Consider the following 15,151-nt stretch of genomic DNA (forward strand, 5'->3'; position numbering starts at 1 on the left):
GGGCCTGTTTTCCCGGTTCGACAATTATGCCGGTCCGGCCTTCGACGACGATAAGTGAGTGGCGGTCTTCGGCCCGATGAGGGGGAGACCATTTGTGCCCTCGTAAGGGAAAACCATGAAAGCGGCTACTGCCCAAATCAACACTGCGGCCTTGCGCCACAACCTCGCCGTGGTCAAGCGCCACGCACCCGCTTGCAAGATCATCGCTGTGGTCAAGGCAAACGCCTATGGCCACGGACTGCTGCCGGTCGCCCGCACCCTGGTGGATGCGGATGCCTATGCGGTGGCCCGCATCGAAGAGGCGCTGATGCTGCGCTCCTGCGCCGTGGTCAAGCCCATCGTGCTGCTGGAGGGATTCTTCTCCGCCGACGATCTGCCGGTGCTGGCGGCCAACAACCTGCAGACGGCGGTTCACACCTGGGAGCAGCTCGAAGCGCTGGAGCAGGTCGAGCTGCCAGCCCCCGTGGTGGCCTGGCTCAAGCTCGACACCGGCATGCACCGCCTCGGGGTACGTGCCGACGAGATGCCCGCCTTTATCGAGCGACTCGGCAAGTGCAAGAACGTGGTGCAGCCGTTCAACATCATGACCCACTTCAGCCGCTCCGATGAGCTGGAGCAGCCCACCACCCGCGAGCAGATCGATCTCTTCAGCCGTCTCACGGCACCGCTGGCAGGCGAGCGGGCCATGGCCAACTCGGCGGGTATTCTGGCCTGGCCGGACTCCCACTGCGACTGGGTGCGCCCCGGTGTCATTCTCTATGGTGTGTCGCCGTTCCCCAACACGGTGGCGGCCGATTACGACCTGCAGCCGGTGATGACCCTCAAGACCCAGCTGATTGCGGTGCGAGATCACAAGGCGGGCGAGCCGGTGGGCTACGGCGCCAACTGGGTGTCTGATCGTGATACCCGGCTCGGGGTGATCGCCATCGGTTACGGTGACGGCTATCCGCGCATGGCGCCCAACGGCACCTCCGTGCTGATCAATGGCCGCATCGTGCCGCTGGTGGGGCGTGTCTCCATGGATATGAGCACCGTCGATCTGGGGCCGGGCGCCACCGACAAGCCCGGCGACGAGGCGGTGTTGTGGGGCGAGGGGCTGCCGGTGGAGCGGGTGGCCGACGAGATTGGCACCATCCCCTACGAGCTCATCACCAAGCTCACCTCCCGCGTCTTTATGGAATACGTCTGATGTGGCAGCAGTGCCTGTTGACCTTAAAGCCCCGTTCGCGGGGCTTTCATCTGGTGACGGACGAGCTGGTGGCCAAGCTGCCGATGCTGGCGGATTACCGAGTCGGCATGGCGCACTTGCTGCTGCAACATACCTCCGCCTCGCTCACCCTCAACGAGAACTGCGACCCCAGCGTGCGCAGCGATATGGAGGCCCATCTGCACCGGCTGGCGCCGGAAGATGCTCCCTACTATCGCCACACCTATGAGGGGGTGGATGACATGCCCGCCCACATTAAATCCTCCCTGCTCGGGGTGAGCCTGCTACTACCAGTTCGCGATGGTCAGCTGGCGCTCGGCACTTGGCAGGGGATCTGGCTTGGCGAGCATCGCGTCGATGGCGGCGCCCGCAAGGTGCTGGTGACCCTGCAGGGTGAGTAATCAGGCTGCAACCAGCTGAAAAACTGGATAAAAAAGAGGGATGGCGCCGAGCCATCCCTCTTTCGTTTCTACGGTGTTGTGAGTGACCCGTTTGCCGGTGGCGCTCAGCGCACCTTGAACGGCGTCAGCTCGGCCAGCGGGCTTGCGTCCATAAAGGCTTGCGGCTCCTGACCGTGTTTGAAGATCTTGAAGTCCTGATCGCGGGCGCTCCAGTACTCAACGGTATCGCCGCTGATCTGCAGCAGGCTCGCTTCGCGCAGGGCCACCACGTATTCGCTCTGGTTGATGGCGCAGAATTCGGCCAGACGCTCATCGCGGGTCTCGCCCATGTGGCCGCTGATGCTGGCGTCCAGATAGTGGGGGTTGATCTGCAGCGGGAACAGCCCCAGCGCTGGCAGTACGGCGGCGTTGCAGACCGGCATGTCGTTGGTGGTGCGGATGCTCGGGGTCGCCACGTTGCAACCGGCGCTCCAGCCCACATAGGGGACGCCCCGTTCGCGTACGGCACGCTGGATCGGTACGATCAGGCCATTTTCATGCAGCAACTGATTCAGGCGCCAGGTGTTGCCACCGCTGATAAAGATGGCGTCGGCCTGATTGATGGCATCGACCGGATCATCGAAGTGGTGAATGCTGATGGTCTCGATCCCGAGGCTCTCGGTGAGATCGTTGGCGCGGGCATCCCAGTCGCTGCGGATCACCGCATAGGGGATGAGCAGAATGCGCTTGACCGGTTTGCGAGCCAGCAGGCTCTGCACCCGGTCACGGGCCCAGCCGAGCAGACCCGGAAATTCGTTGGCTTTACCATTGCTAAGCAGAAGCAGTTCCATCAATACGTCCTCAAAATTGAAAGCGGAGGAGGAAGGGCCACCGGATCCGCGCTGCGGCCGGATGGCAAGAGGAGGCATGCTACCACCATTGGCGCGGCGGTTCTGTGATCGGGGGGTCCATTCAACGGCTATGGATGGATAACTCAATGCCAAACGGTGGATTAATGAGCCGTGGTCAACTCGCCAGCCAGCACCAATAAAAGACCCCGCCGCAGCGGGGTCATGTCAGGGGTAAAGCAACTCGCCCATCAGGAGGCGGTCGCTTCGACCACCTTGTAGGAGGGCTGCTGGCGCAGCTTCCACAGTTCGCTCCATTTGCGCAGGGCGGAGAGCAGGATCAGCATCCCCAGCACTAGCATGATGAGGGAGATGATGCCGTTCATCGGGTTGTAACCCTTGGCCGCGGCGTTAAAGTAGACGTTGCTCATCATCCAGTAACCGGCGTAGTTGACGGTGACGAACAGGTAGGCCAGCGGAATGAGGCAGGTCAGCATGTAACGACGCTTGCTGGCCAGTCGCAAGATGATGGTGGCACCGATGATGAGGCCCACCGAGGCCATCAGCTGGTTCGAGACCCCGAACAGCGCCCACACCGAGCCGATATCGCCGGACATCAGCAGATAACCCCACATCACGCAGGCGAGCACGCTGGCCCCGATGGCGCCCGGCATCCAGTCGATGCGCTTGAGGGGCGGGTAGAACTCGCCGAAGAAGTCCTGAATGAGGTAGCGGGAGACCCGGGTGCCGGAGTCAACCGCCGTCAGGATAAAGACCGCTTCAAACATCACCACGAACTGGAAGAAGTAGGAGGCGAGGTTACTGAACCAGGGCACCTTGGTGAAGATGTAGGACATGCCCACCGCCAGAGTGACGGCGCCGCCGGTGCGACCGTTCAGATCCATGCCGATCTCCTGGGAGAGGAAGGGCAAGTCCACCACCTGCATCCCCAGTTTGGCGAAGGCCTCCGGGGTAGCGTTGATGGCGAAGTAATCCGCCGGGTGCAGGGCGGTGGCGGCGATCAGCGCCATCACGCCCACTACGCACTCGGCCAACATGGCACCGAAGGCGACCGGCAGGATGTCGTTCCACTTGTCCACCAGTTTCGGGGTGGTGCCGGAGCCGATAAAGGCGTGGAAGCCGGAGATGGCGCCACAGGCGATGGTGATGGAGATAAAGGGCCAGACCGGGCCGCCCAGTACCGGACCACCGCCGTGGACAAACTGGGTCATGGCGGGGAACTGGATCTCCGGGTTGATGCAGATCACGCCGATCACCAGCGCGCCGAACACGCCGATCTTCATAAAGCTGGAGATGTAGCCGCGTGGGGTGAGCAGCAGCCAGACCGGCAGCGCGGTGGCGAAGAAGGCGTAGATCGGCAGCGCCAGACTGATGGTCTCGGCACGCAGGGTCAGCCAGGCACCGAAGGCGCTCTCCTGCACATAGGGGCCGAAGAAGACACAGGCCAGCACGGCGGCAAACCCGACCCAGGAGGCGGCTTGCAGGTTGCCGGTCAGCTTGTGCCAAATTCCCACCACCATGGAGATGGGGATGGTCATGAACACCGCAAACACGCCCCAGGCGTTACGCTCCAGTGCGTGTACCACCACCATGGAGAGACCCGCCATGGTGATGGTGATGATGAACAGCATCGCGAGCCCCGTGCACCAGCCTGCGATGGGGCCGAGCTCGGCCTTCGCCACCTCGGAGAGGGACTTGCCCTGATGCTTCATGGAGGCGAACAGCACCACGGTGTCGTGCACCGCGCCGCCGATGACGCAGCCGATCAGCAGCCAGAGAAAGCTGGGCAGGTAGCCGTACTGGGCCGCCAGAACCGGGCCAACCAGCGGGCCGGCCGCGGCGATGGCCGCGAAGTGCTGACCGAAGTTGACCCACTTGTTGGTCGGCACATAGTTCTTGCCATCTTCCAGCTGGTGGGAGGGGGTGACCAGTTTGTCGTCAGCCTGCAGCACCTTGCGCACAAAGAACACGCCGTAGAGGCGATATGCGATGGCGAGGATGCAGAGGGCCGCAATGACAAAAGTGATTGCGTGTTGCATGGGGGAGTTTCCTTTTCCTGTGGCCAGTCTGGCCGGGCTCAGGCTGCACTCTACTCATGCGGTGGGGAAAGGGGAGCGAAGAAAAGGTCAGTGGCCGGGTTCTGCCCGCGAGTGGCAGAAAAGCGACCCCGAGTGGTTTGGCGGGGGGGGCCGACGGCCGTGGTCAGCGGGTGAGTGGTCGCTGGTAGAGCTAGTGCGGGATGAGTGGCCCGCACCATCAGGGAATATCGAGCAGCTCCTTGAGAGGTTTGAGGTAGCGGCGGCTCACCGGCACCTTGTGGCCGCCCTGGGTCACCACCTCCGCCAACCCGCCCTCCAGCAGCAGGATTTCGCGGATCTGCCCCGGGTTGAGCAGGTACTGGCGGTGACAGCGCACGAAGCCGGTTTTCTCTTCCAGGGTGCGCAGGGTCAGCTCGGTGGTGCCCTGCTGCTGGCCGCTGATCACCCGGTTGCCGGTGAGATCGCTGTGGATGAACTCCACCTCGCCAAGGGGCAGCAACAGAATGCGGTTATGGCCGGTGCAGGGGATGCTGCGCAGGGGCTGGGCGATGCGGGTCGGATCCGGCAGCGGTTGGCCCGCCAGCTCACCTTTTGGCGACAGTAGCCGCTGGATGCGCTCCAGCGCCTTGTTCATCCGCTGTGCAGTGACCGGTTTGAGCAGGTAGTCGAGGGCGTTCTCCTCAAACGCGCGCAGGGCAAACTCGTCATAGGCGGTGATGAAGACGATGTGGGGGCGCAAGTCCGGGTCCAGCATGCTCACCAGCTCCAGCCCATTGATGCGCGGCATCTGGATGTCGAGAAACAGCAGGTCGGGTTTGAGGCGATGGATGGCGGGCAGCGCCTCCATGGCGTGGGCGCACTCTCCCAGCAGGCGAATATTGCCAGCCTGCTCCAGCAACAGGCGCAGCTCCTCGCGGGCGAGGGGTTCATCGTCAACGATCAGGACGGTCAGCATGGGCTCTCCTGCAGGGGAAGGGTGATCCTCACCCGGGTGGATTGATGGGGGACGCAGTCGATGGCGACCCCGTATTCGGCGCCGTAACGGGCCTTGATGCGCCGATCCACTATGTTCATGCCAAGGCCGCTCCCCTCCTGCTTCGTCTGATAGAGCCCGGCGTTGTCGCACACCTCCAGCACCACCCGCTGGGCCTCAACCCGGGCGGTCAGGGTCAGCAGGCCGGGTTCGAACATCTGGGAGATGCCGTGCTTGACCGCGTTCTCGACGATGGGTTGCAGGGAGAAGGTGGGCAGCCGGTACTCCAGCAGTGGCTCGGGAATATGGATCTGCACGCTCAGATGCTCGGCGAAGCGGGCCTGTTCGATGTGCAGATAGGCGTTCACATGCTCCAGCTCGTCGGCCAGGGTAACCTCGTCCCCTTGCCGTTTGAGGTTCTTGCGAAAGAAGGTGGATAGGTTGTGTACCAGGGTGCGGGCGCTCTCGGGATCGCGCCGGATCACCGCCGACAGGGTATTGAGGGCGTTGAACAGGAAGTGCGGATTGATCTGTGCCTGCAACAGCTTGATCTCCGACTGGGCCAACAGCCGTTTCTGCTCGTTGTATTTGCCCGCCAGGATCTGGCCGGAGAGCAACCGGGCGATCCCTTCCCCCAGGGTGCGGTTGATGGAGGAGAAGAACTTGCGCTTGGGCTCGTAGAGCTTGATGGTGCCCACCACGGATCCCTCTTCCCCCCGCAGCGGAATGACCAGCGAGGAGCCGAGCTTGCAGCCTGGGTGGATGGTGCAGCTGTAGGGGATGAGGTTGCCATCGGCATAGACCACCTCGTTGTGCTGGATCGCCTTGAAAGTGTGCTGAGAGTTGATGGCGGTGCCTGGCAGGTGGTGATCCTCGCCGATGCCGATAAAGGCGAGCAGCTTCTCCCGATCGGTGATGGCCACCGCGCCCACCCCGGTCTCCTCGTAGAGAATGCGCGCCATCTGCTGGCACGCCTCCTGAGTGAAGCCCTTGTCCAGCACCCGCATCGCCCGCTCGGCGATCTTGAGGGCGCGGGCGGAGAAGGCAACCGAGTATTTCTCCAGCATGGCGCGGTGATCGAGGATCATCCGCATGAACATGGCGGCCCCCAGGGTATTGGCCACCAGCATGGGGGCGATGATGTTCTCGATAAGGTGGACGGCGTCGTCGAGAGGGCGGGCCACCAGCAATATGATCCCCATCTGCATCAGCTCGGCGACCAGGGCCACCGACCCAACCACCCAGGGGCTGAACAGCAGATCGAGCCGGTGGCGGGCGACGAAGTGGCGGTGTACCAGCCCGCCGAGCAGCCCTTCGGCGATGGTGGAGAAGGTGCAGGCGAGCGCGGTAAAGCCCCCCAGCGAATAGCGATGGATGCCGCCGGTCAGCCCCACCAGCAGTCCCACGGCCGGGCCGCCGACGATGCCCCCCAGCACGGCGCCGATGGCGCGGGTATTGGCGATGGAGTCCTCGACCCTCAGGCCAAAGTAGGTGCCCATGACGCAGAAGCCGGAGAAGATGAGGTAGCAGAGGATCTTGTGGGGCCAGCTCAGGGTCACCTGAGTCAGCGGCATGAACAGCGGCGTCTTGGAGAGCAGCCAGGCGATCACCAGATAGACGCAGAGCTGCTGGAACAGCGAGATCACCAGAGTGAATTGTTCAAACGCCACGGCTCGTTGCCCCGGTAATGGTTGGTCATTTAATGGACGCGGAGTATTAGCAAACCCCATACCCCCTTGCAAGGCAGGGTTATCGGAATGGTGGCGCAGCGCACGATTTGCCGAATCGCCTGACGCCGTGGCGGGCGGTAACTGTCTGGTTACTCAGCATGGTGCTTGAGCCTGCGACAGACGTGGCGATATTGCGGCAACAAAAAGGGGACCAAGAGGCCCCCGAATTGATGGTCAGTGGGTGGCTCAATCGAGTTTGAGATCGACCCAGACCATGCGGTGATCCGAACTGACTCCCTTGGCGATGCCGAGTTTCGCATCATAGACTAGGTGATAACCGGCCTCGAAGCTGGCAGGCCAGAAGACGCCGCTCTTGACCGCGTTGAGGTTGGCAGAGGGGATGACGTGATCCAGCTGCAGTACGCTGGAGTTGGTGATGCGCTCCGGGTTGGGACGATCAAGGTTGCGCTTGCAGTCGGCCCCCTTGCTGACGCACTCCGGGCCCCCTTCGCTGACCGGGATCAGGGTGCCATTGGTGATGGCCTGATTCATCAGGGCATTGTCCAGCAGCGCCTGAATGGCTGTCAGGTCACCGTCGCCGGTTTGCGGATCGGCGTTGAGATCCCCGGCGATAACGAACTTGGCGTTTTTGGCCAGCCCACCCTTGGTGCCCTTGTCATCGGTCATGTAGTTGAGACCCTTGACGTAGTCGTTCCAGAAGGCGATCTCGGCACGGTTGTGCTTGACGGTATGGCGTGCCGCGTTGGCAAAGATCGGCGGCGTCGGGTGGGAGATCAGGAAGTGGATCACCTCTTCACCCTTCTCGGTCTTGATCAGCACCGGCACATCGGCGTGGTTCTTGGAGGAGAGCGGGTACTGCTGCCAGGCTGCATCTGAATACCAGGCGTCGCCACACTGGCGGCTGGCCGGGATCTTGACCTTGGGATTGTTGCAGTCATCGATGATGGGGTTCTTCTCGCCCGGCATATCCTTCCACTTGAAGTGCTGGAAGGTACGGATCTGCTTGGTATCGATCGGATATTTGGACATCACCGCAAAGGCGTACTGGCCGTGGTAGTTGCCAAAGCCCCAGGCATCGTCGGGACCGTTGTTGATATTGCCATCCAGATTGAGGTCATAACCGCTCATCAGGCCGGTGTTGGTGGCGAAGTTCTGCATCACCGGATAGCTGATGGACGTCACCTCCGCGTGCTGGGCGTGGGCCAGATAGTTGTCGTTGAAGGCTTTCAGGTCGGCAGTGCTCTCGCCTTTGCCGTCGTTGTCGAACTCGTTGAGCAGGAACACATCCGGGCGGGTGCGCTGGATGATCTCCGCCACGTTGCGGATCTGCTGCACGTTCTTGGCTTTGGTTTCAGTGGCGCCGCTCAGGCTTCCTTCAGCGAGGCGGGCCAGCAGGGCATCCTGCTCGGTGCGGGTCAGTGCCAGCTCACCGGTCAGCATACCGGCGGCAGTGCGGTCAAAAGAGAGGTTGAAGGTGGCAAAACGAACCATGGGATCAGCTGCCTTTGAGTCGTTGTCGCTGTTGCAGCCAGCCAGCATCCCGAGGGAGATGGCGGCAGCCAGTAGGGTTTTGTTGATATTTTTCATTGTAATTATTCCGTAGCATCAATGAGTTATGCCTTCTGTGAGGCGGCGCCATTATAAGTAGACGGTGATGCTGCGGGGGTTTTGCCTGAGCAAAGTGTGAGGATATTCACACCACATATCTGGCGATGATGAATTTTAATGCAGTTTGAGGGGCGGGACGCAGGCAAATAGCAGGCAAATAGATGCAGGCAAATAAAAGCGTTTGTCTTCGCGTGCGGCGGCCCCTCCTTCACACCACCATCGGCAGGCCGCTCTCGGGGTGGTGGATCACCTGGGCCGGATAGTCATAGAGACGGGCAATCAGCTCAGGGGTGAGCACCTCGGCAGGTGTGCCATCGGCCATCAGCTTGCCCCGTTCCAGCATCACCAGCCGATCGGCATAGCGCGCCGCCAGATTGAGGTCGTGCAGCACCACCAGCACCGCGGTATTGCGGCTGGCCAGGGCGCGCGCCATGGTGAGCAGCTGATGCTGGTATTTCAGATCCAGCGCCGAGGTGGGCTCGTCGAGCAGCAGCAAGCGGGGTTGCTCGGCCTGCTCGGTCGGGGAAGGTGCCTGCCAGATCTGCGCCAGTACCCGGGCAAACTGCACCCGCTGCCGCTCGCCGCCGGAGAGCCCCGGATAGAGCCGTTTGGCCAGATGCTCGACTCCGGCATGGGTCATGGCCGCCGCCACTATCTCGTCACGCCGCGCCGCCGGTTCACTGTGGGGCAGGCGCCCCATGGCGACAACTTCCTCGCAGAGAAAGGGGAAGTTGAGTGAGGAGCTTTGCGGCAATACCCCGAGTCGGTGGGCCAGCTGGCCGCGGTCCCACTGCTGGCGATCCGCGCCAAACAGGGTGATGGAACCCTCATATTCCAGCTCGCCGGTCAGGCACTTGAGCAGCGAGCTCTTGCCCGCCCCGTTGGGGCCGAGCAGGGCGGTGAGGGTGCCGCTCTCGAGACTAAGATCGAGCCCATCCAGGATCTGGCGCTGGCCACGACGCAGGCTGAGCCGGTTGCAGCTCAACAGGGGGGCGGAGAGTGAGGATGAGAGTGCGGATGAGAGTGGTTGCATAACAGTCCGTATCACAGGGCGCGGCGGCCTTTTACCAGCAGCCAGATGAAGAAGGGGGCGCCGAGCAGGGCAGTGATGATGCCCACCGGCAGCTCGGCCGGGGCCAGCAGGGTACGCGCCAGCATATCGGCCGCCAGCAGCAGGGCAGCGCCAAGCAGAGCCGAGAGTGGCAGCAACCGGACATGGTTGGGGCCCGCCAGCAGGCGCACCAGATGGGGCACCACCAGCCCGACGAAGCCGATCATCCCCGATACCGCCACCGCCACTCCGACGCCCGCTGCGGTGAGCAGAATAAGGCGGCGTTTGAGGGACTGCACATTGACCCCCAGATGGCGGGCCTCCCCCTCACCCAGCAGCAGGGCGTTGAGGGGATTGGCATCGCGCATAAAGAGCCACAGCAGCGCCGCCAACGTGAGCAGGGCCAGCGCCACATCGGCCGGTTTGCCTGCTGCCAGCGTTCCCATCTGCCACAGGCTCAGGTTGCGCAGCATCTGATCGTCGGCCAGATAGGTGAGCAGGCCGATCACCGCGCCGGAGAGCGCCGTGATGGCGACCCCGGCCAGCAGCATGACGGTGACCGAGGTGCCCCCCTCACGGGTGCCGAGCAGATAGACCAGGGTGGTGGTGAGGGCGCCGCCGAGAAAGGCGAGCAGCGGCAGCAGGCCAATCCCGATGGTGGTTTGCAACTGCTGACCGAGTGGTGCCAGCAGCACGATGGCGAGCGCAGCGCCGAGCGCCGCACCGCCGGAGACCCCTATGATGCCGGGGTCGGCCAGGGGGTTGCGAAACAGCCCCTGCATCACGGCACCACAGAGCCCGAGGATCCCGCCCACGGCGATGCAGAGCAGGGTACGAGGCAGCCGGATTTCCTGCACTATCAATAATTTGTGCGACTCAATCCCGCTCTCCTGCCCGGCAAACAGCGCCCGCAGACTCTCGCCCAGAGTGAGCGCCATGGGGCCGGTTGCCAGCGAACCGAGCAGCAACAACGCCAGTGCGGCCGTGGTGAAGGCCAGCAGCCAGGAGAGGGGCAAGCGCATCATGACCCCTGCTTGATCCACTGGGCGATCTGGTTCGCCTGTTGCAGGGAGTTGAGGCTCAGGCCCCCTTGCAGGGCGTGACCGTCGATGGCGTGAATGGCGTTGCGCTTGCCCGCCGGGGTGGCGGCCAGTGCGGGCACTTCTGCCAGCACCGTGGCCGGATCGGCATATTGCTGCCAGTCACGACCGCTGACCAGCACCAGATCGGGTTGCATCTCGATGAGGGATTCGGCGGATACCGGCTTGTAGTTGCGCAACTCGGCGACCGGATTGATGCCACCCGCCAGCGAGACCAGCGCGCTGGCGGTGGTGTCACCTCCGGCGATGCTGGTGGGTTGCCCCTTGTGCAGCAGCAGGAAGGCGACCTTGAGCGGTTTGTTCTGTTTGGCTTGCGCCGCCAGCTGAGCGGTCTGGGCCTGGATCTCTGCCTTCAGGCGATCGCCAGCGGCTTTATCGCCCAGCAGGCTGGCGAGGGTGTCGATACGCTGGTTGAGGTTGGCGAGGGTCGGTGCGGTAGCCAGCACCTCCACCTTGACCCCGGCACGGCGCAGCTGATCCAGGGTCGGGGCTGGGCCCATCTCGTCGCTGCCCACCAGTCGGGTGGGGGAGAGGCTCAGGATCCCTTCGGCGGCCAGTGCCCGGTGATAGCCCACCTTGGGCAGCCCTTTTGGCAAGGGGCTGCTGACATCGGTGGCGATCAGGCTCGATTCACCACCAAGGGCCAGAATGAGCTCTGTGGTGGCGGGGCCGATACTGACGATACGCTCTTGCTGTCCGTCGGCGGCAACGGCAGAGAAGGGGGACAGTGAACTGCAGAGCAGGGTGATGGCGAGGGCAAGACGACGGCCCATGCTAACCTCCGAAGGGGTGAATGAAACGGGTGTGCCGCCGAGAATATCAAGGCTTTGAAAAAAATGCACTGATAATGATAGCAATTATCAATTGCATTGGTTTCGGTGCTTTATTAGAGTAGCCGCCATGATAAACAGCGGGACAACATGGTCTCGCAGAGGGAGAAAACATGAGCATTGCACAACGCATTCACGCGCTGCTGGAGCAGGATCCCGGCGCTCATCCGTCCACCCTGGCGGCCCAGCTTGCCATCAGCGAATGGGAGGTGGTTCGCCATCTGCCCGCCGAGCTGGTGACCCTGTTGCCCGCCGATCGCGCGCAGGGTCTGCTGGAAGATCTGGCCGACTGGGGCCCGGTGACCACCATCGTCGAATCAGAAGGTTCCATCTTCGAGGTAAAAGCCCCCTTCCCGAAAGGCAAGGATGCACGCGGCTACTACAACCTGATGGGCCGCGACGGTGAGCTGCATGGTCACCTCAAACTCGACAACGTGGCGGGGATTGCGCTGGTCAGCAAGCTGTTCATGGGCAAGGAGGGGCACTCCTTCCAGTTCTTCGCTCACTCCGGCCGCTGCATGTTCAAGGTCTATCTGGGGCGCGACGAGAAACGCCAGCTGCTGGCCGATCAGGTCACCCGTTTCATGGCGCTGCGCCACAACTCTCAAGAGGAAGTCAAAGCATGAGTGAACGTCAGGAGCGTCTGCAGAACCGCCTGCAACCGGAGATCCGCGAGTTTCGCGATAGCTGCCGTACCCTGCAGCTCGCCACCGTCGATGGCGAAGGCAATCCCAACGCCAGCTATGCCCCGTTCGTGCTGCAGGAAGATGGCTACTATGTGCTGATCTCCGAGATCGCCCGCCACGCCCGCAACCTGCAACAGGTGCCCCGGGTATCCCTGATGCTGATCGAAGATGAGATCGGTGCCCGCGAGCTGTTTGCCCGCAAGCGCCTCACCTTCGATGCGGTGGCCGAAGTGGTCGCCCGTGACGACGCTCGCTGGAGCAAGGCGGTCGCGGCGCTGGAAGGGCGTTTTGGCGAGATCATCAAGGGTCTCTCCAACCTCAAGGATTTCAAATTGTTCCGCCTCAAGCCGGAGCAGGGGCTGTTCGTCAAGGGCTTCGGCCAGGCGTTCGCGGTCTCCGGTGACGAGCTGGTGGATTTCGTCCATCTGGTGGAAGGGCACAAGCGCATCGACACCGGTGCCGAGCTCACCAGTCCGGCCGATGCGCCGGTCTGACGATCCCTGTCGACCACGACAGCAGTCATAACAAAACGGGCAGCCACTGGGCTGCCCGTTTTTATTGCGTTATCTCATTCGGCCTGTTCAGTCCTGCCAGCTGGCCTTGTTGGGAAAAGCGCGGCGATCGGCGTCGGTGGCCGTTTCGTTGCACTCTCCCCGCACCTTCCAGGAGGTCTGGCTCAGCACTATGTAGCCCTGGCGGCAATACTGCTTGGTCGCCAGGGTCTCGGTCAGCAGGTTCTCCTGTAATGCCTCCCGCTGCTCCAGCAACCGTTGACTCTGGGCCGCCGAGAGGCCGCGCGGCAAGGTGTCGTTGGGCGCGGCTTCAAAGGTGAACCGCTTGCTCCCCTCCTCGTTGATGTGGGTCAGAAACAGGGGTTCAGGCCCGTCATACTTCTGTCCGGGCAAGCTGGAGCAGGCCGACAGCAGGGGAACAATCAACAACAGGGTGGCAGACAACTGGCGCACGACAGACTCCGGTGAGAAACGAGGCGAGGCTCGCAGATTAGCACGGCTGCAGGGCGGGTGTTACTGCCAGCAGTTCGTCGGTGGTGAGCAGGGTGACACTGCGCCCCTCCGGCAGGCTGAGGTGGCGCCACATCCAGTGATGGTGCTCGATGATCTGGGGCGCGTTCAGGTGCGGGCGGTCGGCGGTGGTGTGGCCATCGCTCAGCACCAGTACCTCGAAGCCATGAGAAGCGGCACTGCGCACCGTGGTGTCGACGCAAAAATCGGTGGCACAGCCACAGAGAATGAGCCGATCGACCGGTTGCTCGGCCAGCAGGAAGGCGAGCTCGGTGTCGAGAAAGCTGTCACAGGCCGTCTTGCGTACCCGGCTCTCTCCCTTGGCCGGTTGCAGCGCACTGTGCAACTGCCAACCCGGGGTGCCCGGTTCCAGTTCGGTGCCGGGGGGCGAGTCATGCTGGATATAGATGACCCGTCCCTGTTGCTGCCTGACATGGGCCGCCGCCCGGTTGATATTGGCCAGCATTTGTTCCTGGCGGTAACGGGGCTCGTTGAACAAGCCTTGCTGCACATCGATGATCAGTAACACATCCATTTTCTTACCCGCCGTTTCCTTGAAGATTAGGGTTGCAGCCACTGGCTGCAGTCACGACTGCGGGATTGATGCAGCGCGCCCATATCTTGCTTCATCTCGTCACTGTTTTGCCAGCGCTTAGGCAGCGGCATGATGGTTACCTGCACATCGGCTGCGCGATCTGCAACAGAGGTCTCATCTGTACGGGGCACGACCAGCGCCACCTTGAGTGCCGGATTGCGGCTGGCGATGCGACTGGCGAGCCCAAGCCCCCCCTCGACGTGGAAATTGCCGGCGATATGCATGATCTGCTGGCCCGGGTGCTTGGCGAGATAATCCACCATGCTCTCGGCCATGGTGTCGTCCCAGCTGGTCTGGGCGGCGAAGCGGCGGGCGTTGCTGTCGGCATCGCCGTGGTGCATGGAGGCCATAAATTTCTGGCGATAGGGATCATCCCCCAGCGTCAGTTGGCGGGCCAGCTGGCTGCGGCGCGACGCGGGCAACTTGTCGAGCCACTCAGCCCCCTCCTGACCGACACAGCTCACCAGCGGTTTGGGGGCGTTGGCGGCGATCACCGGCATCCGGTGTGCCTTGGCAAATTCCACCAGCGGGCGGTAGTCGCTCGGATAGTTGGGCCAGGCGTTGCCTTCGCGGATCAAGGCCGCTTCACCAATCTGGTCCGCCAGATAGGCATCCAGCGTCTCCTGATCGGCGCGGCTGAACTGCTCCATGGAGAGGGCCAATGGCCGACCGTGCTGCTGACCGGCGGTGTAGAGCCCGCTCAGCAGGCGCGATTGCAGCAGATGCACGGCGGGATGGCTGTGCAGCTCGCCCACCAGAATTATGTCAGCGTCGGCAATGCGCGCGATCGCCTGCTCCAGCGTCAGGTCTGCGGCGCCCTCGCTGCTCAGTCGGTAGTCATAGAGCGTCTGCAACTGTGATGACACGGTCGGCTGGGTGGGGGTGGCACAGGCTGCCAACAGCAGCGGCAGGGCGAGCAGGGGAAGTCGTCTCATCATGGGATCTCACGGCAGATATGCCCGGATGCCGGTGCATCTCGGGGGGCTAACACAGAATAAGGGCAACACGTGGCGACAGTGTAAAACCAATTTGGTTCAAAGCAAAATGAGAATGATTTCGTTTCTTGTTGATCTTTGTCGAGAGCTGGGTAATATGTGGCC

General features: G+C 62.6%; 15 protein-coding genes. 4 read left to right on the forward strand and 11 right to left on the reverse strand.

From position 1 onward, the window contains the following. Nucleotides 1–115 precede the first annotated feature (115 nt). Together alr and BSP75_RS17420 are read left to right on the forward strand one after the other, a co-directional pair. Nucleotides 116–1,189 carry an alanine racemase gene (alr, locus tag BSP75_RS17415; protein WP_042060915.1) on the forward strand — a complete coding sequence of 358 codons (1,074 nt, stop codon included), beginning with the start codon at nt 116–118 and terminating at the stop codon, nt 1,187–1,189. Then, nucleotides 1,189–1,608 (forward strand): secondary thiamine-phosphate synthase enzyme YjbQ, encoded by a 420-nt coding sequence (locus BSP75_RS17420; protein WP_075114032.1) that lies wholly within the window; start codon nt 1,189–1,191, stop codon nt 1,606–1,608. The genes alr and BSP75_RS17420 overlap by 1 nt, the downstream gene beginning before the upstream one ends. Before the next feature lie 104 nt (nt 1,609–1,712). Here the strand turns inward: BSP75_RS17420 and pepE are convergent, their stop codons facing one another. The 8 genes from pepE to BSP75_RS17460 all read right to left on the reverse strand — a co-directional run bounded on the left by pepE (nt 1,713) and on the right by BSP75_RS17460 (nt 11,691). Beyond that, nucleotides 1,713–2,438 (reverse strand): dipeptidase PepE, encoded by a 726-nt coding sequence (pepE, locus tag BSP75_RS17425; RefSeq protein ID WP_042060919.1) that lies wholly within the window; start codon nt 2,436–2,438, stop codon nt 1,713–1,715. A gap of 248 nt (nt 2,439–2,686) precedes the next feature. Further along, nucleotides 2,687–4,495: a carbon starvation protein A gene (locus tag BSP75_RS17430; protein ID WP_033114626.1), complete on the reverse strand. Its 1,809-nt coding sequence runs from the start codon at nt 4,493–4,495 to the stop codon at nt 2,687–2,689. A 217-nt stretch (nt 4,496–4,712) separates the two neighbouring features. Continuing rightward, on the reverse strand, nt 4,713–5,450 hold the full coding sequence (gene btsR, locus BSP75_RS17435; protein WP_075114033.1) for a two-component system response regulator BtsR: 738 nt from the start codon (nt 5,448–5,450) through the stop codon (nt 4,713–4,715). Then, on the reverse strand, nt 5,444–7,138 hold the full coding sequence (locus tag BSP75_RS17440) for a sensor histidine kinase (RefSeq protein ID WP_075114034.1): 1,695 nt from the start codon (nt 7,136–7,138) through the stop codon (nt 5,444–5,446). Before BSP75_RS17440 ends, btsR begins: the two co-directional genes overlap by 7 nt. Before the next feature lie 246 nt (nt 7,139–7,384). Next, nucleotides 7,385–8,746, reverse strand: a complete 1,362-nt coding sequence (locus BSP75_RS17445; protein ID WP_075114035.1) for an endonuclease/exonuclease/phosphatase family protein — start codon at nt 8,744–8,746, stop codon at nt 7,385–7,387. Nucleotides 8,747–8,975: 229 nt separating this feature from the next. Next, the gene (locus BSP75_RS17450; RefSeq protein ID WP_075114036.1) at nt 8,976–9,800 is read right to left on the reverse strand and encodes a heme ABC transporter ATP-binding protein; all 825 of its coding nucleotides are present in this window, start codon (nt 9,798–9,800) and stop codon (nt 8,976–8,978) included. An 11-nt stretch (nt 9,801–9,811) separates the two neighbouring features. Beyond that, entirely contained in the window at nt 9,812–10,843 is a 1,032-nt protein-coding gene (locus tag BSP75_RS17455; protein ID WP_075114037.1) for an iron ABC transporter permease, read from the reverse strand. Continuing rightward, nucleotides 10,840–11,691 carry an ABC transporter substrate-binding protein gene (locus tag BSP75_RS17460; RefSeq protein ID WP_075114038.1) on the reverse strand — a complete coding sequence of 284 codons (852 nt, stop codon included), beginning with the start codon at nt 11,689–11,691 and terminating at the stop codon, nt 10,840–10,842. The genes BSP75_RS17455 and BSP75_RS17460 overlap by 4 nt, the downstream gene beginning before the upstream one ends. A gap of 170 nt (nt 11,692–11,861) precedes the next feature. On the opposite strand from BSP75_RS17460, the gene hutX reads away from it, so the two are divergent. After that, a complete protein-coding gene (gene hutX, locus BSP75_RS17465) occupies nt 11,862–12,374 on the forward strand; it encodes a heme utilization cystosolic carrier protein HutX (protein ID WP_075114039.1) in 513 nt (170 codons plus the stop codon). Continuing rightward, nucleotides 12,371–12,928, forward strand: a complete 558-nt coding sequence (gene hutZ / locus BSP75_RS17470) for a heme utilization protein HutZ (protein ID WP_075114040.1) — start codon at nt 12,371–12,373, stop codon at nt 12,926–12,928. Before hutX ends, hutZ begins: the two co-directional genes overlap by 4 nt. 87 nt (nt 12,929–13,015) lie before the next feature. Here hutZ and BSP75_RS17475 read toward each other — a convergent pair whose 3' ends face one another. The 3 genes from BSP75_RS17475 to BSP75_RS17485 are packed head-to-tail and all read right to left on the reverse strand — an operon-like array spanning nt 13,016 to nt 14,989. Next, a complete protein-coding gene (locus tag BSP75_RS17475; RefSeq protein WP_042658522.1) occupies nt 13,016–13,399 on the reverse strand; it encodes a hypothetical protein in 384 nt (127 codons plus the stop codon). Between the two features lie 37 nt (nt 13,400–13,436). Continuing rightward, nucleotides 13,437–13,991 (reverse strand): cysteine hydrolase family protein, encoded by a 555-nt coding sequence (locus BSP75_RS17480; RefSeq protein WP_042658523.1) that lies wholly within the window; start codon nt 13,989–13,991, stop codon nt 13,437–13,439. Nucleotides 13,992–14,017: 26 nt separating this feature from the next. After that, the gene (locus BSP75_RS17485) at nt 14,018–14,989 is read right to left on the reverse strand and encodes a ChaN family lipoprotein (protein WP_042658524.1); all 972 of its coding nucleotides are present in this window, start codon (nt 14,987–14,989) and stop codon (nt 14,018–14,020) included. Nucleotides 14,990–15,151: the final 162 nt, after the last annotated feature.

The sequence above is a fragment of the Aeromonas sp. YN13HZO-058 genome (genome assembly GCF_001921245.1).
Taxonomy (GTDB): Bacteria; Pseudomonadota; Gammaproteobacteria; order Enterobacterales; family Aeromonadaceae; genus Aeromonas; species Aeromonas allosaccharophila.

Bases quoted from the DNA above. Each gene is read 5' to 3' on its own strand.
- alr (WP_042060915.1), top strand. From the start codon at position 116: ATGAAAGCGGCTACTGCCCAAATCAACACTGCGGCCTTGCGCCACAAC.
- BSP75_RS17420 (WP_075114032.1), top strand. From the start codon at position 1,189: ATGTGGCAGCAGTGCCTGTTGACCTTAAAGCCCCGTTCGCGGGGCTTT.
- pepE (WP_042060919.1), bottom strand. From the start codon at position 2,438: ATGGAACTGCTTCTGCTTAGCAATGGTAAAGCCAACGAATTTCCGGGT.
- BSP75_RS17430 (WP_033114626.1), bottom strand. From the start codon at position 4,495: ATGCAACACGCAATCACTTTTGTCATTGCGGCCCTCTGCATCCTCGCC.
- btsR (WP_075114033.1), bottom strand. From the start codon at position 5,450: ATGCTGACCGTCCTGATCGTTGACGATGAACCCCTCGCCCGCGAGGAG.
- BSP75_RS17445 (WP_075114035.1), bottom strand. From the start codon at position 8,746: ATGAAAAATATCAACAAAACCCTACTGGCTGCCGCCATCTCCCTCGGG.
- BSP75_RS17450 (WP_075114036.1), bottom strand. From the start codon at position 9,800: ATGCAACCACTCTCATCCGCACTCTCATCCTCACTCTCCGCCCCCCTG.
- BSP75_RS17455 (WP_075114037.1), bottom strand. From the start codon at position 10,843: ATGATGCGCTTGCCCCTCTCCTGGCTGCTGGCCTTCACCACGGCCGCA.
- BSP75_RS17460 (WP_075114038.1), bottom strand. From the start codon at position 11,691: ATGGGCCGTCGTCTTGCCCTCGCCATCACCCTGCTCTGCAGTTCACTG.
- hutX (WP_075114039.1), top strand. From the start codon at position 11,862: ATGAGCATTGCACAACGCATTCACGCGCTGCTGGAGCAGGATCCCGGC.
- hutZ (WP_075114040.1), top strand. From the start codon at position 12,371: ATGAGTGAACGTCAGGAGCGTCTGCAGAACCGCCTGCAACCGGAGATC.
- BSP75_RS17480 (WP_042658523.1), bottom strand. From the start codon at position 13,991: ATGGATGTGTTACTGATCATCGATGTGCAGCAAGGCTTGTTCAACGAG.
- BSP75_RS17485 (WP_042658524.1), bottom strand. From the start codon at position 14,989: ATGATGAGACGACTTCCCCTGCTCGCCCTGCCGCTGCTGTTGGCAGCC.